This is a genomic window from Sphingobacterium sp. KH_072 (genome assembly GCF_057837975.1).
In genome coordinates, this window is record NZ_CM174457.1 from 2,060,772 (window position 1) to 2,076,550 (window position 15,779).

The following is a 15,779-nucleotide window of genomic DNA, read 5'->3' on the forward strand; positions in this document are numbered from 1 at the left end:
ATCTAATTTTCTCGGATACTATGTGTCAGTATCCGAGAAAATTAGATTCTCTACCCTATCGTAAATCCATTTTCGATAATAACGCCTTTCTTGATGATGACAATTCCGTCTACGATAGAGTACTTTTCAAAGTCACCATCTTCCAGCTTGCCACCACCTTTGATGCGTACATCATTGCCAATACGGCAATTCTTATCCAGAATAGCATTTTCAATGTAGCAGCGATTTCCCACACCAATTGGAGGTGGTTCTTGCGTGTGATAAAGCTCAATCAAATCATCAAGCTTTTCATAATAATCTGCTCCCATCATATACGTCGTGCGGATTACTGTTCCAATCCCAATGCGAGAACGAATACCGATCACAGATCGGCTAATCTTGTCGGCATGTACAATGCAACCATCCGCCACGATACTATTATCTACAGTCGTTCCGCCAAATTTAGAAGGTGGCAGCATGCGCGCACGCGTAAAAACCGGATTATCGAACAAATTGAATTTAGGAATATCATCGGTTAATCCAATATTGGCTTCAAAAAAAGAACTAATCGTTCCGATATCCGTCCAATAATCTTCGAACTGGTAGCTCATGACGCGATTCACACCAATGGCATCTGGAATGATATGTTTCCCAAAATCCATTCCGGGATTTTCTTCCAGTAGTTGCTTCAAAACTCCTTTCGAGAAAACATATATCCCCATAGATGCAAGGTACTTACGACCTTCATTCTCTAGGTGTTCTGGAACATCGGAATTCCAATCTACCAACAGATCTGAAGATGGTTTTTCGATAAAAGATTCGATTTCATTTTTGTCATTGGCTTTCAAAATACCAAATCCAGTGGCATCATTCGCTGTAACAGGAATCGTGGCTAGGGTTATCTCCGCCTCTGATGCTACGTGAAAATCAATTAGCTTAGAGTAGTCCATTTGGTACAATTGATCACCGGAAAGCACAAGAATATAATCATAATCTATACCGAGTAGATTTTTCTGCGTACGTCGCACAGCATCTGCTGTACCTTCGTACCATCGATCACCTTCATTCGTTTGCTCTGCTGCCAGAATATCAACGAATCCTGTACTAAAGACACTAAAATTAAAGGTGTTTTTGATATGCTTGTTAAGCGATGCCGAATTGTACTGCGTCAATACAAAAATCTTGTTAAACCCCGAGCTTAAGCAGTTAGAAATGGGAATATCGACTAAACGATATTTACCGGCAATCGGAACTGCGGGCTTAGATCGCTGATCTGTCAATGGATATAGGCGTGTACCACGACCGCCACCTAGCACAATGGAAACTACTTTATGTATCATAACTTCTCTTCAACAAAACGGTTGTATAATTTTTCGTACTTCAAGGCAGATTGCTCCCATGAGTAATTTAACTTCATGATTCTTTTTCGGATCTGATCTACCTGTTTCTTATCTTGCACAATATCAAGTGCACGAACGGTGCAATTTGCCGCGTCTGCTGGATTAGCTTCGTCAAAGACAAATCCATACCCGCCTTCTGCGGTTATATCCAACACGGTATCGCGCAGACCACCTGTATTGCGCACGATCGGTATTGTGCCGTATTTCATAGCGTAAAGCTGATTCAGTCCGCACGGTTCTACGCGTGATGGCATCAGCAACAGATCTGCCGCGGCATACACCCGATGTGCCAATTCTTCGTTATAACCAATGAAAGTTGCCAACCGACCTTCGTACCGGGATTTCCGCGCTTCCAACTGTGCGCTGATTTCTTCATCGCCAGATCCTAATATAAAAACACTAAAGTCCTCCTTCGTGTTTGAAAATATTTCGTCTATTATCGCAGGCAGCAAATCGGCGCCCTTCTCGAATGCAAAGCGGCCGATAAAAACAATCAGCGGATGGGAGAATTCAATACCATACGTTTTGCCCAACCATTTTTTATTGGCGTTCTTACCAGATCGTACCGTACCAATGCTATAGTTTTTGTCTAGGCTGGTATCCGTTTCAGGATTCCACACCGCGTCGTCAATCCCATTTACAATACCTTCGGCTTTGCCAGATTCCATGTTAAATAGATCTTGTAAACCATTAGCTTCCTGATAAAGCTCTTGCAAATATCCTTCGGAAACAGTGGTATACGCTGAACAGCATTTGATGGCAGCCGCCATTGGATTAATAACTTCATCCCACTCGAGCAAACCCCATTTCCACGCATCATACGCTGGCAGCAAGGCGCTTTTATTCCAATCTATCCAACCTTGATACTGTCCATTGTGCACCGTGAAGATGGTGGTAATATGGGCCAAGCGTTCGCGATAGGCCAAACTATGCTGCATCAAAAAAGGCGTTAGTCCGACATGATGATCATGACAGTGCACCACATCAGGAAGCTCTTCTTTCCCGTGTAGATAATCTAAAAAAGCATGCTGGAACGCTATCCATTGCTCGGCCTCATCGGGATAGCAATACACTTCTGGACGATCCAATTTCCCCTGTATTCGTATGAAATACAAGGGGAAACCCAAGCTCTCATTTTTCTCTTTAAGTACTTCGTAATTAAACTGTTCGTCACCTTGCTGAATGATACCAGTCGCTACGGATATCGTTTCTTGATTTTGCAAAAATGGCCGGTCGTACCACGGCATGACCACCGATGCATCGATGCCCGTCGTAAGCTGGTACTTAGGAAGTGCGCCGACTACATCCGCTAATCCGCCTACTTTGGCCACGGGATAGCATTCTACACTCAAATGGATAACTTTCATTTTCTTAGTTTATGCGCTTAACTTTTCTGCTTTTTGTCTTTTTTTGCTTATACACCACACCAGCCAAGGGTGGTAAATCAATCGCGATCGAATGATCGCGGTGCATCCAATGAATTGGCTCAGATTTCGATTCTGTTGCGCTGATGCCGCTGCCGTAATAATCGGTTTCGTCAGAATTGAAAATCGGTTGCCAGACGCCTTCTTGAGGAATGCCAACTCGAAATTGTGATCTCACCACTGGTGTGAGGTTTAAAACTACTAGCAAGTCATTCTCGCGATCATGTCCTTTGCGGATATACACAAACACGCCTTGATCACGGTCGCCCATCTCTACCCATTCAAATCCTTCGGGGCTAAATGCTTTTTCATATAATGCGGGTTCCGATTTGTAGAGCGCATTAAGTGAAGCCACCAGTTTTTTGACACCTTGGTGCGGTGCGTGCTCCAGCAAATGCCAATCTAATGATTGATCGACATTCCATTCGCCTGTTTGTCCGAATTCTCCACCCATGAACAGTAGTTTTGTTCCCAAAAATGTGAACATATACAAGTACAAAGTGCGAAGATTAGCCACGCGTTGCCAATCATCTCCCGGCATCTTGTATAACATCGACTTTTTACCATACACGACTTCGTCGTGCGAAAACGGTAACATAAAGTTTTCATGGAAACCGTATACCGTAGCAAAGGTCATGTTGTCGTGTGCGTATTTTCGATTGATCGGATCTTCCTTGAAATAACTCAAGGTATCATGCATCCAGCCCATCATCCATTTCATACCAAAACCCAAACCTCCTTGGAAAGTCGGCCGACTAACGCCAGCCCACGAAGTGGATTCCTCGGCAATCGTTTGCACATCTGGAAAATGAGTGTATACCGCTTCATTAAATTCTTTTAGAAAAGAAACGGCTTCCAAATTTTCATTGCCCCCAAACTCATTGGTTTCCCACTCGCCATAGTTACGCGAATAATCGAGGTATAACATAGATGCCACAGCATCTACACGCAACCCGTCTACATGATAGCGATCTAACCAGAATAGCGCATTGCTAATCAGGAAAGATCTAATTTCATTGCGACCGTAGTTGAAGATATATGATTTCCAATCGGGATGATATCCTTTTTTCGGATCAGCATGTTCGAACAGATGTGTACCATCAAATTTATATAAACCATGCGCATCACCCGGAAAATGCGAAGGCACCCAGTCTAAGATTACACCGATATCTGCTTGGTGCAATGCTTCGATAAGATGCATAAAATCTTGTGGATTCCCGTAGCGAGATGAGCACGCAAAATAACCGGTGATCTGATAGCCCCAAGATGGATAATAAGGATGCTCCATCACGGGCATAAACTCCACGTGGGTGAATCCCATTTCCTGAATATAAGGCACCAAACGTGTTGCTATTTCGCGGTATGTGAGAAATCGCTCTGGTTCGTTCGCGTCACGCATCCAAGAGCCGATATGCATTTCGTATACCGACATAGGCCTATCCAATGCATTGTGTTCTTGGCGTTTTCCCATCCAGTCTTTATCTTCCCACGTGTACCACGTTGTATCTACAATGGATGCCGTGAGCGGCGGTATTTCTGTTCGGATCGCAAATGGATCTGCTTTCTCCAACAATTCACCACCGGGCGTTCCAATATGGTATTTGTACGCAGTACCATTTTCTAATGCTGGAATAAATCCTTCCCAAATACCGCTTTCGTCCCAGCGTACCTGTAATGCATGGGATGATGAGTTCCAACCGTTAAAATCGCCTATAACGGAGACATAATTTGCGTTGGGCGCCCACACCGCAAAATATACGCCGTCCACGCCGTCGACTTGAGCGGTGCGCGAACCCAGTTTTTCGTATAATTTGTAGTGTTTTCCGGAACGGAACAACATGATGTCGTATTCGGTGAACAATGTAAATGCCACCACAGGCTCTCCCATATTTTGATTGTTGTTATCTAATGCTTAAAAATACTGATTTAGGATGCCTCTTGTCTTACATACCTATGCTAATCAACATGGTATTGTAACGTTTGTTCTACACCTTACAAACTATTTTCTTAAATGCAGGATCTACCAAGATATACGTGCCGAGCTCATCTTTATCCAACGAAGTAAACACACCATCAACTTTCACATCGGACACTTCTAAAGGCAAACCAATCAAATAAACCTTGTACTGAGAATGATAGGAAGTATAATGTCCCTCGGTCAATTGTGAAACTTTCAGGGAATCGGATGTTGCTTCGACTATAAAATGTTTCCAAGAATACTCTTTATTTTCATAACCGAATGTTTCTCCCTGATCGTCATATAGATAGGAGTTAAAGCGACCTTCTGCAAAGAACAAACGAAGTGTCAACACGGGAATCTTTGTTTCGGAGGTATATTGCATAATCGGATATTCGGGGATCATGCTGCCGCCACGCACAAAGATGGGCATTTCATCTAATGGCGTCGCCACTTGATGTTCTTGACCACCAGCGAAAGCCGTATTATCAAAATAGTAATACCAACCACCTTCTGGTAAATACACCGTTTTGCTGGTTTGACCTGGATTGAGAACGGGTGAAACTACGATATGATCGCCGAAGGCAAATTCTTCCTCTCGTCGTAAGTTTTCCGGAATGTGCTGTTCCAACATGCCAATAGGTCGCAAAATTGGGTCGCCATATTTATGCTGCTGCCAAAAAGCGGTGTATATATAAGGTAAAAGCTGATACCTTAGTTCAATAAATTTCTTGCAGATGGCTTCCCATTCTGGTCCGAAACTCCAAGGTTCGCGGTCGCGCGTATCGCCTGCGGAGTGCACGCGCATAAATGGCGAAAACACGCCAAACTGCATCCATCGTGTATATAATTCGCCATCTGGATTTCCGGTGAATCCGCCGATATCTGTACCGCAAAACGAAAGACCGGATACAGAAAGTCGCTGCAACTGGAGTAATCCAATGCGTAAGTGCTCCCAAGTCGCAATATTATCCCCCGTCCACACCGAAGAAAAACGCTGAACACCAGAATAAGCGGCACGCGTAATCGTGAATGGCCTTTTGTCGCGATACAGCTTTTTTAAACCGTCATACGTGGCGCGCACCATTTGCATGCCGTAAATATTGTGTGCTTTGCGGTGCGACCCGCGGTAGCCATCGTAATGATGTCGTACATCATCTGGAAATGTGCCCCGCCCAAACACGGCAGGCTCATTCATATCGTTCCAGAAACCGGCTACACCATCTTCCACCAAACCTTTGTACAACCCTCCCCACCATTCGCGAACCGCAGGATTAGTATAATCTGGGAACTGACAACGGCCTGGCCATACAAAACCTTCCATAAAATAATCATCTCCACGACGGCAGAAATAGTTGTTGGATTGCCCTTCTTGGAAAACCCAATAATTCTCATCGACTTTAATACCGGGATCAATCATGACGACCGTTTTGAAACCATCCGCTGCCAAATCAGCGATCATCTTACGCGGATCGGGAAAATATTTTGTATTCCATGTAAAACAACGATAGCCATCCATATAATCGATATCCAGATAAATAGCATCACAAGGAATCTGTCTTTTACGAAACTCCGTGGTCACGTCGCGCACCATCTTCTCTGGATAATAGCTCCAGCGACATTGGTGATAGCCGATCGCCCACAGAGGTGGCAAATAATGCGTACCAGTTAATTGATGATAACGGCGCACCACATCAATCATTTGCGGTCCTTGAATATAATAATATTGTAGCTCGCCGCCTTCCGACCAGAAACTAGTTTGATCCGACTGCTCCGCCGCAAAGTCAAAATAAGTCTTAAAGGTATTATCGAAGAAAATACCATATGCTTGCCCTTCCGTAACACCGAGGTAAAAGGGAATGGTTTTATAAAGCGGATCTTGATTGAAAGCATAGGAATAGGTGTCAGAATTCCAATTCTTAACGCGGTGGCCGCGCAAGTTGAGATTGGAAGCTTTATCTCCTAGTCCAAAAAACACTTCGTCTTGCGGTGCAGACTTAGTACAATACACATAATAGCCACCAAAATCCACATTTTCTTCCCAGTGCATGGCTTTCGCGTCCTGATTGACCACCTTGCCCTCGGTATCGGCAAAAGAGATATGAAAATCAGCTTTACGAATGATACAAGAAGTTCGAGCGGTAGTGATTTGATAGGTATCATCGTGTTCCTCTATCGTATAAGAAGTCGGACCACTGGACATACTCACCGTAGCGTAGGAGAAATCTGCCAAAAAAACACCTTCTGGCGCTAAGCGAACCCGAATGATTTCATCAGAAAAAAGCTTGACCTCTACCTTGGCTTTGCCATCTGTAAAGTAAAAGGACGAGCCGTCTTTTACAAATCCGGTGACTTGGCCGAGGTATTTTTTTTCAATAGTGGGAAGTTCTAATACCGGATTATTGACGTGATGTATCTCGTCTTCCAGTTCTACCGAGTTTGTATTGGCATTTATCTGTTCTAATTTATCGTCTTTGGGCGTCATATCTGTCATCTTATCGCAGTACAATTTTCGAATTACTGCTTTAAATTACGACTTATTTGTAAAAATGACACTATCTAACCCGATTCATTTCAAAAAACTCAAGCACTCTATCGACTAGGTGTTTTAGCCGAAAAATAATGGCTGTTCGCCGATCGGCAAAGCCATTTAACCTAATGTACCTACCACATCGTCATAGGTACTCCTATATTTCGTCATAATACATCGAATTATTAACCCAATACGCACTATTATGTACACCCTCATCCACACCATAACGCTCCACATGTTGGAATATGCAGACGCCTTAACAACTGTTTTAACAGCAATCTAAGCGGCCAAACTATTTCTTATCCGCTACCGCATTTATTGTTTTTTGCATCTGCGCCATCATGGAACTCAGAGCTTCTAGCGAAGGCTCTGGATTAGGTTCTGGCAATTCTGTACTAATAAATGCCTTTGCTTTCCATACTTCTAGCACATCTGCAGATTCTACCCAATAGGGCTCGTACGTTTTATTGTCTGATACCAATCGCAATCCCTTATCTTCTTTAAATTTTTGACCGATTCGTTTGTACACAATACCCTCGGATTTAGAAACGACGACATAGGTCTGCCCTACTTTGACATCGGCCCAGTTTTCTACATACTCTGCAATAATAATACTACCTGTAGGTAATGGCAACATAGAATCTCCTTTGATCTCAAAAGCGCGGTACGTACCTTGATTGAACATCGGTAGAGAGAAACGTGGTAATTCGCGCACATATTCTGGATCCCCGTAGCCATTCATATACCCTGCACTGGCTTTCACGGGTACAAGTTCGATATTCTCATTATCATGCTGATCTACCGTAATACTTAGCACGCGCAAGTTAGCTGCATTGCCGCGAGCAGTAGGTTTCCACTTCTCATCAATGACCTGATCGATTAACTCATCCATCGTCAGCTCAAAAAAATCCGCTATTTTTTTTAGCAAATCATATTTAGGCTCGGCGCGATCCTCTTCATAAGCTCCTACAGATGCTCTTTTGATCGCTAACGCATCAGCAAACTGCTGTTGGGTAAGACCTTTCTTTTTGCGGAGATACTTGAGATTGGTAGATATGTTTGACATTTTTCTTAGTAAATTTTTGAAAGACTAAATTTATTAGTAATATTGTGCCAATAAAATTAGTAATAATATGATGGACTACCAAATTGCAACCCATCTATTATCAAACAAAAAATAGCGATATGTATAAAATAGTCATCCTTACTGACTGCAATAGAAGATACTTAGAAGTATTAATGACGAACAACATTTCGGAGGTGTTGCATCATATAAATGTAGTACAGCAAACGCAGATGAATATCTCAACGCAGCTATCCAGAATTGTTTATGAGGAGACGTATGCGACGGAAAACAATGCAATGGATCGCCTGAAAGAACTACAAACCTACACCCGCATGCAACGCGAACGCTTGGTAAGACGGCAAAACCCAAACTGGTTGAACCTGCATCCAGCGGTAAAGCCGGTGGTACCTATGTACAACTCCACGCACTATGCAAGCTAGATACGTGGAGTTATATATGTTAATGTAAGAAGTTGATCGGCCTATTTACGGCATCACTTCAATCGTTTTGGTTGCGCGATGTTCTTTTCCAAACATATCCGTCGCGCGTACTTCGATCTCATGCTTACCTACAGATAATTTAGGATACCTCACTTTCCATAAATGAGTTGATGGCACAGCATCGGATGGTCTTTTGCCTGACTTCATCGCTTCTTTCGCTTGATCGTACGATAGTGTTTTAAAGGCGTAATCCGGATCCGCTTCTTGTACATACTCCATATCTTTCCATTTGCCACCGTCAACGCTATATTCTACCTTATCCGTTTCTTGACCTACAAAGAAATTAGCAAACAAAGCATGACTCCTCGCAAATTCCTCCGCGACCTTCTCTGTTCCAGTTAGTGCAATCTGATATGTTGCTGGTTTGCCAGCTACTTTATAATCAAAGGCGTACTTGCTGCCATCAATCGTTAGCGTGACGTATCCTTTTGGCGTACCATCACGCATGGTAGAAACCGGCACACCTTGCTCATTCATTTCTCCAGAATACCAATCGCCCGAGGTTGTACCTACGTTGTACTCATGATGTGGTTTTTCGCGTTTCCAACCATCTTCTTTTTGGAAATATACCTGTGTCTGAAAGTGGGTGTGCGCAGAAAGCGACAGTGTATTGGGAAATGGCGCTAATAAATCCATAAAGCGCTGACGATCTTCTGTGCGGAAGTGCGTAGAAGACTTATCATTCAGAAACAAGGGAATATGATACGCAATAACAATCAATTTATCTTTAGGTACTAACTTCAGATCATTGGCCAAAAAAGTCAACTGATCATCGCGAAAACCGCCGGTATAACCTTTACCCGTATCTGGATTAGGATAAATAATATTATCTAAAATAATGAAGTGGGCATTGCCATAATTGAAGGAGAAGTTGGCAGGTCCAAAGTTCTTTTCAAAGGCTTCATCAGACAAAGAATCGACCGTCACATCATAGTTCATATCATGATTACCCATCACGTTGAACCAAGGCAGATCAAGCGCTGCCATAGTGGATTGATAGTCGGGATGTAAACTCAAGTCATCTCCTACTAAATCACCTAAACTAAGTCCAAAAGAAATATGATCCTTTGCCTCAATATCTTGTATAATACCTTTCTTGAAATATGCCAGATCTCTCTTGTCGTAGGTTTGTGGATCGCCAAATACAAACATATGGAATCGCTCAGATTCATCCTGTTTGTGCAAGGCAAAATCTACCGATTTTGGAAGCATTCCGGTCGGTTCAGAGCCTGCATATTTTAGTTCTTTCGGTGAACCTTGCGGTTTGTGTATATAATAGAATTGGTGCAGCTTGTTGTCATCCGTCGGAAAAGTATAGCCACTCGGTTTGATAACAAAAATGATATTGTCATTGCCCACGGGTAGTTGGTATTCGCCTTTGTTGTTGGTCGTCACTACTTCCTGACCATTACTTACCGCAACATTCGGTAAGCGAGTTTCCCCTTTATCGATCTTACCATTGCGGTTGCTATCCTCGAAAACTACGCCCGACACCTGATTTTGTGCGTACGCGCCCAACGAAACACATAACCCAACACTCAAAAGTACACTTGAAATATTCATTTTGAAATAGATAGTTTACTTGCAAAACTACTATTTACGACATGTGCTGGGCACTTGAGGATATTATGAAATCATGATCTTGCTGTAAATAGAATATTAATTGATCTACGTAGGCAATACCTGCTTACTTTGGCAAACGTTGCAAGCGCATGTTCAGCGTCAGCATGAAATAACGGCCTAATCGGTTGTTTCGAGATTCGAAGATATCATTACCGACATATTCTGTGACTACTCCAACATTCTTGTTTTGATCCAATAAATCAAAACATTCTAGCCTTAAAAGTGCCATCTTGTTCTTCCAGAAGGAGTATTCTAGGTAGGTGTTGATAATCGTTGGACTCACATCAGTGATGTCCTGTACATATCCGCGAAAGAATTTTTGTGACATCTCGGCTCCTAGCATAAAACGATTGCTTACATACCCTCTTCCTCCCAAACTGAATAATGCAGAATGTGCGGCGATTCTCTGACGTCGGGGCAGTTCAAAATTCGCTTGATTTAGCATGTAGTTTGCATTAAATACGGATTCAAAGTACTCGTCCCAGCTGTAGCGCAACTGTAGATTCTGAGCAAAAAGGTATTGACGGGTTAGGCTACGCTCGGCGTTGACAAAAACGATATTGTTAAAGTAATCTAGATTACCAGTCGTCTCCAGATTGAATTTATCGTTAAAAATTGGTGTATTGAAGGTGTAGTAACTTTTCAATTCGTAATAGCCATCCGTATTGACAAAGGAAGTTTCCTGTATCGTCTCGTCGGAATTTGCCGTCTTGGAAGTGACAATTTTGTTGCTGGTAAAATTATATGCGAAATTTAACTCCAAATATTGACCCTTACTGGCGATCGATTTCCGCAAAATCGTCGACAAACGATTCACAAACTCTGCACGCAACAAGGGGTTTCCGACGATAATCAAACGGGAATTGGTATTGTCACGAATGGGTGCGATCTGCAAAAAGTTTGGCTGACTGTTTCGTCCATTGTACGTGAATTGCCAATCCAATTCATCATTGAAACGATATCGCATCATGGCGGAAGGAATTAGATTGATATTATCATAGCGATAATTCAGCGTATCATTGGCTACCGCACCTGCTAAACGTAAAGGCTGCACCCCAAAACCAAGATTGGCACGAAACCGCTTATTGGGTTCGTATTGGTACAATAAACCTGTTCTATTACTGGTAAATAAATATTCGTAATTAAGCCCCAAGGAATCGATAATCGGCATATTTGCCTCCCCGGGTAACCTTACGCGTCGCGACATCTCTATATTAGTGAGGTCATACTCATACGAGATTTCTAACAAGCTATGATCAAAAAATGGCTCCACATACGATATCGCTGCGCGCAATGATTTAGTCGCATCGTACTGATTAACCAGTTGCTCTTGATTGAAACGGCTAAAACTAGGTTGACTAGCAGTATTGTCAAAAATCTCATATTGCTCTGACACATCCTCAATTTTATCGAGTCGATTATATCCTACTCGTATATCTCCTATCAATTTTCTTTTCTGATGTTGAAAATATTTAGAATATAGGGCGTTGAGTTGATAATTAGGACGATCTATAGTGGACGAATCTTGATACCAACCATCATTTCTGACCTTAAAATTATCCAGTAAGATATTACGCTTATTATCTCGCACTGATCTATTCAAGACAATAGATTGGGTGATTTTTAGTAAATCTTTGTTTTTAAAATGAGAATTTAATTCGAGATCAAATTTGTGTGTTCGATCATCACTGATCGACGTAAAATCTTCCGACTTGGTAATCTGATATCCATCGTACGTAGATCGTAATAAGGAGTTTCCCACTGTTTCATTTTTCCGACGTGAATAGGCATAGCTTCCGGTTAACGTACTCCGCTGACCAACATTGTCAGAAAAATTGACACCAAAGGAATTAATCGTGTTGAGTCCGTCAGCCTGATCTGCATAATCTCCAATATCAGAGAGACTTGCCAATCGTCCACCAGCGCCATCTGGCGAGCCAAATGTAAATAGACTCGTATTGGTATTGTTGGACGATGCAATAATAGAAACCTCTTGTCCACGATCGAACTTATTAAGCCCGACGCTTCCTAAATAACGATCGTTGGTACCGCCACCTGCCGTGGCTTGTCCAAACATAATTTTCTTCCGGTCTTCGTGCAGGATGATATTGATTATCTTTTCTGGCGTACTACTTTTTATACCTTTTATTTCCGCCATATCACCATAATGGTCGATTACTTCAATTTGCTTGATGTAATCGGCGGGCAGATTTCGAGTAGCTGTCAATACATCCCCACCAAAAAATTTGCGCCCATCTACCTGCACCGAAGTAATTACTTGGCCGTTGTAAAATGTGGTGCCATCGCGTAGCACATTGAATCCCGGTAATGAACTCCGTAAGACATCTTCCAGCAAAGACTGTTTCATATAAGAGAAGCCAGACATATTGAAGACAGTCGTATCACCTTTATGTACAATCGGAATGGTACGCAATACCTGTACGGGATCGATAAAAGAAACTCCAGAAACTAATACGATGGGCGATAAGACCAGTGGATTGGGATCGTGTTCGTACAGACTGACAAAGGCTGTTTGACGCTCTTTGCCTAACATGGAGTAGATCAGTTTGACCTCTGAGCCCGCCACGCCACGCAGACGATATACGCCTTGTGCATTCGTCACAGTATACAAAGTATCTTGATCTGTCTGCAAGAATACATTCACGCCCTTTAATCCAATTCCTAAAGAATCTATGACAGTACCCGTGATAGCTTTACCACGCACTTGAGCTTGGCCCTGACTCGCAAGGCCTACAGAAAGTAGTACTATCCATGTGACTAAGATTAATTGTTTAACAGGCACGCGCACAAACTAAAAAGGCAGTGACACAAAATATTCGTTAACCGATAATTGTAAGTTAACATTATAACGCTATATCCTGAAATTATTGTATAAAAAAAGGCTCTGACGTGAAATTAAACCTTTATACAACAGTTGGATGCCTGGTATTGCCGTATCGGCACATAGCCTGATTCGGTAACATATCAAACACAAATTACTCCCCGCAAAACATGTTGTAACACAATGATTATTAAGCTTCTTTACTAAATATTATAAGTTAGACCCAAAGATAATAGGATACTAAAGCTTTCTCAAAGCAGGAAATTCGTCGTAGCATAATCTTGGTATATTGGATTATTCCAAAACAAAAACTTAGAAAGCCTGTTCCTGCAATTAGTCGTTATGACATCTATTGAGAAGAAAACAAATACTATTTATAATAAAAACTACTATGAAAAAAAGAACTACCCTATCTCTGGCATCAGCCCTATTGGCTTTAGCCGTAACTACTACTTCTTGTTCGGATGATGATACTGTCGACAATGACATCATGGGGCCCAATGTTGAGTTTTTCGCTATTGACGGCGACAATCACCTAATTCGCTACAATGCGCAAAATGTGCGTAACTCAGTTCAAGAATGGACTATCACTGGAACTCAAAGTAATGAAAAAATCTTAGGTATCGATTTCCGCCCTGTCGGTGGAGATTTGTACGCGGTAGGTAGCAGCAATAGAATCTACACCATCAATACACAAACTGGCGCAGCGACTGCTGTTGGTTTGGTTCCTTTCACGCCAGGAATAGATGCTACTGAGGTTGGCTTTGATTTTAATCCTACAGTAGATCGTATCCGCTTAGTTACTGCGAACGGACAAAATCTACGACTGCACCCAGTAACAGGCGCTGTTGCTTTTGTAGATGGTTCGTTGAATGGTGTGCCTAACGCCAAAGTGACGGCAGCTGCGTATACCAACAATACAGCAACTGCAACGACAACAGATTTATATGTAATTGATGTAACGACAAACAAGTTGTACAAACAAACACCTCCGAACGATGGTACATTGGACGAAATTGGTGATTTAGGATTGAATATTACTGCTGCTGGCGGTTTTGATATCAGTTCTGATGGTCAGTACATCATGGCATCGTTAGAAGTAGATGGCAGACATAGCTTATACAGCATCAACTTGGAAACTGGAAGAGCGACAAAAGCTTCTAGCAACTTTAGCAAGCCGATCATGGGCTTGGCTTTCCCAACGATGTAATCATTAATCAATACTATAAAAGAACCACGTAAGCGATCGCTTACGTGGTTCTTTTTTTTATCAGCTTAGTGTTAAAACACACTTAACACACTGCTTATAGTAGAATAGCAAACAAACTTTATAATATCTTTGCCTCTATGTCTAGGATCGAAAAACTACAAGCAGCTATCGCCCAAGAGCGCGAACTTTTATTATGCCATCCATTGTATGCAAGAATTACGACTGTGGAAGATTTGCAAGCATTTACGGAAGGACATGTGTATGCAGTTTGGGACTTCATGTCTTTACTAAAAGCTTTGCAGATTCAGCTTACTTGTACTTCTGTGCCATGGTTTGCAAGCACAATGCCTAATACCAGATACCTGATCAATGAAATCGTCTTGGCCGAGGAATCCGATTTATATATCGATGGTAGAAGATTGAGTCACTTTGAAATGTACTTGGATGCCATGCAAACTATGGGTGCCAACATAAAAGGAATCGGAGACTTTGTGTCTCGTGCAAAGGCATCCTCCGAAATTCAACAGGCAATAGCAGAATCTGAACTAGATTCACGTATCAAAGACTTTTTAAATTTCACTTTTTCTGTTATCCAAAGCGGAAAACCGCATCAGATTGCGGCGGCATTCACGTTTGGTCGCGAAGACTTGATTCCAGATATGTTTACCTCGATACTGAGAGAACTGCAGGCGAAATCACCAGCCGTAGATATGTCCAAGTTTATCTATTACTTCCAACGACATATTGAATTAGATGGCGACGAGCACGGACCATTGGCCATGCAGATGATCTCGGAGCTCGCTGGAGATGATGAGCATAAATGGCAAGAAATGAAAGATATTGCCTTACAAGCTTTGCAGGTTCGCTCCAAATTGTGGGATGCTATTGCAGACCGCATCGCATAATTGCGGAATTTACGTGGTCTTGATACAGATTACGTGAAGTGATGAGCCACATTACGTAATCTACCCAACCGCCAGATATTTGGCATCGGCTTTGCAAATCCTTATGAAACGAACATATAATCAAAAAGGATATGAAAGAAGTATACAACGAAGAGAACCGCGCACAAGCACTAGGATTAGATAGAGGCGAGTACCTATTGTTACTAGCCATCCTTGATATCCCTGAGGGAGATACCAACGAGCAACAATTTTAAAATCATATATATATATATAAGGCAAAACAAGCTTCCGATCGATAATCAGAAGCTTGTTTTTTTATGCGCTTTCCTGTGGTACGCGA

The 15,779-nt window shown here is 42.2% G+C and carries 11 protein-coding genes; 4 read left to right on the top strand and 7 right to left on the bottom strand.

Annotation, left to right across the window (positions count from 1 at the left end):
- Positions 1-50: 50 nt before the first annotated feature.
- From AC3IRT_RS09650 to AC3IRT_RS09670, 5 genes are all read right to left on the bottom strand, one after another.
- The gene (locus tag AC3IRT_RS09650; protein ID WP_489393052.1) at positions 51-1,319 is read right to left on the bottom strand and encodes a glucose-1-phosphate adenylyltransferase; all 1,269 of its coding nucleotides are present in this window, start codon (positions 1,317-1,319) and stop codon (positions 51-53) included.
- Positions 1,316-2,746 carry a glycogen synthase gene (locus AC3IRT_RS09655; RefSeq protein ID WP_489393053.1) on the bottom strand — a complete coding sequence of 477 codons (1,431 nt, stop codon included), beginning with the start codon at positions 2,744-2,746 and terminating at the stop codon, positions 1,316-1,318. Before AC3IRT_RS09655 ends, AC3IRT_RS09650 begins: the two co-directional genes overlap by 4 nt.
- 4 nt (positions 2,747-2,750) lie before the next feature.
- Complete coding sequence (glgB, locus tag AC3IRT_RS09660) at positions 2,751-4,691, bottom strand: 1,4-alpha-glucan branching protein GlgB (protein WP_489393054.1); 1,941 nt, start codon at positions 4,689-4,691, stop codon at positions 2,751-2,753.
- Positions 4,692-4,788: 97 nt separating this feature from the next.
- Positions 4,789-7,245: a glycoside hydrolase family 31 protein gene (locus AC3IRT_RS09665; protein ID WP_489393055.1), complete on the bottom strand. Its 2,457-nt coding sequence runs from the start codon at positions 7,243-7,245 to the stop codon at positions 4,789-4,791.
- A 340-nt stretch (positions 7,246-7,585) separates the two neighbouring features.
- Positions 7,586-8,359 (bottom strand): XRE family transcriptional regulator, encoded by a 774-nt coding sequence (locus AC3IRT_RS09670; protein ID WP_489393056.1) that lies wholly within the window; start codon positions 8,357-8,359, stop codon positions 7,586-7,588.
- 119 nt (positions 8,360-8,478) lie between these two features.
- Here AC3IRT_RS09670 and AC3IRT_RS09675 point away from each other — a divergent pair, with 119 nt between their 5' ends.
- Positions 8,479-8,799: a GIY-YIG nuclease family protein gene (locus AC3IRT_RS09675; protein ID WP_489393057.1), complete on the top strand. Its 321-nt coding sequence runs from the start codon at positions 8,479-8,481 to the stop codon at positions 8,797-8,799.
- A 45-nt stretch (positions 8,800-8,844) separates the two neighbouring features.
- Here the strand turns inward: AC3IRT_RS09675 and AC3IRT_RS09680 are convergent, their stop codons facing one another.
- Complete coding sequence (locus tag AC3IRT_RS09680) at positions 8,845-10,422, bottom strand: calcineurin-like phosphoesterase C-terminal domain-containing protein (protein ID WP_489393058.1); 1,578 nt, start codon at positions 10,420-10,422, stop codon at positions 8,845-8,847.
- Positions 10,423-10,546: 124 nt separating this feature from the next.
- Entirely contained in the window at positions 10,547-13,285 is a 2,739-nt protein-coding gene (locus AC3IRT_RS09685) for an outer membrane beta-barrel protein (protein ID WP_489393059.1), read from the bottom strand.
- Between the two features lie 430 nt (positions 13,286-13,715).
- On the opposite strand from AC3IRT_RS09685, the gene AC3IRT_RS09690 reads away from it, so the two are divergent.
- From AC3IRT_RS09690 to AC3IRT_RS09700, 3 genes are all read left to right on the top strand, one after another.
- Positions 13,716-14,534 (top strand): DUF4394 domain-containing protein, encoded by an 819-nt coding sequence (locus tag AC3IRT_RS09690; protein ID WP_489393060.1) that lies wholly within the window; start codon positions 13,716-13,718, stop codon positions 14,532-14,534.
- Between the two features lie 137 nt (positions 14,535-14,671).
- Positions 14,672-15,439 (top strand): DUF3050 domain-containing protein, encoded by a 768-nt coding sequence (locus tag AC3IRT_RS09695; RefSeq protein ID WP_489393061.1) that lies wholly within the window; start codon positions 14,672-14,674, stop codon positions 15,437-15,439.
- Positions 15,440-15,570: 131 nt separating this feature from the next.
- A complete protein-coding gene (locus AC3IRT_RS09700) occupies positions 15,571-15,693 on the top strand; it encodes a hypothetical protein (protein ID WP_489393062.1) in 123 nt (40 codons plus the stop codon).
- The last annotated feature ends 86 nt before the right edge of the window (positions 15,694-15,779 follow it).

Bases quoted from the DNA above. Each gene is read 5' to 3' on its own strand.
- AC3IRT_RS09650 (WP_489393052.1), bottom strand. From the start codon at position 1,319: ATGATACATAAAGTAGTTTCCATTGTGCTAGGTGGCGGTCGTGGTACA.
- AC3IRT_RS09655 (WP_489393053.1), bottom strand. From the start codon at position 2,746: ATGAAAGTTATCCATTTGAGTGTAGAATGCTATCCCGTGGCCAAAGTA.
- glgB (WP_489393054.1), bottom strand. From the start codon at position 4,691: ATGGGAGAGCCTGTGGTGGCATTTACATTGTTCACCGAATACGACATC.
- AC3IRT_RS09665 (WP_489393055.1), bottom strand. From the start codon at position 7,245: ATGACGCCCAAAGACGATAAATTAGAACAGATAAATGCCAATACAAAC.
- AC3IRT_RS09670 (WP_489393056.1), bottom strand. From the start codon at position 8,359: ATGTCAAACATATCTACCAATCTCAAGTATCTCCGCAAAAAGAAAGGT.
- AC3IRT_RS09675 (WP_489393057.1), top strand. From the start codon at position 8,479: ATGTATAAAATAGTCATCCTTACTGACTGCAATAGAAGATACTTAGAA.
- AC3IRT_RS09680 (WP_489393058.1), bottom strand. From the start codon at position 10,422: ATGAATATTTCAAGTGTACTTTTGAGTGTTGGGTTATGTGTTTCGTTG.
- AC3IRT_RS09690 (WP_489393060.1), top strand. From the start codon at position 13,716: ATGAAAAAAAGAACTACCCTATCTCTGGCATCAGCCCTATTGGCTTTA.
- AC3IRT_RS09695 (WP_489393061.1), top strand. From the start codon at position 14,672: ATGTCTAGGATCGAAAAACTACAAGCAGCTATCGCCCAAGAGCGCGAA.
- AC3IRT_RS09700 (WP_489393062.1), top strand. From the start codon at position 15,571: ATGAAAGAAGTATACAACGAAGAGAACCGCGCACAAGCACTAGGATTA.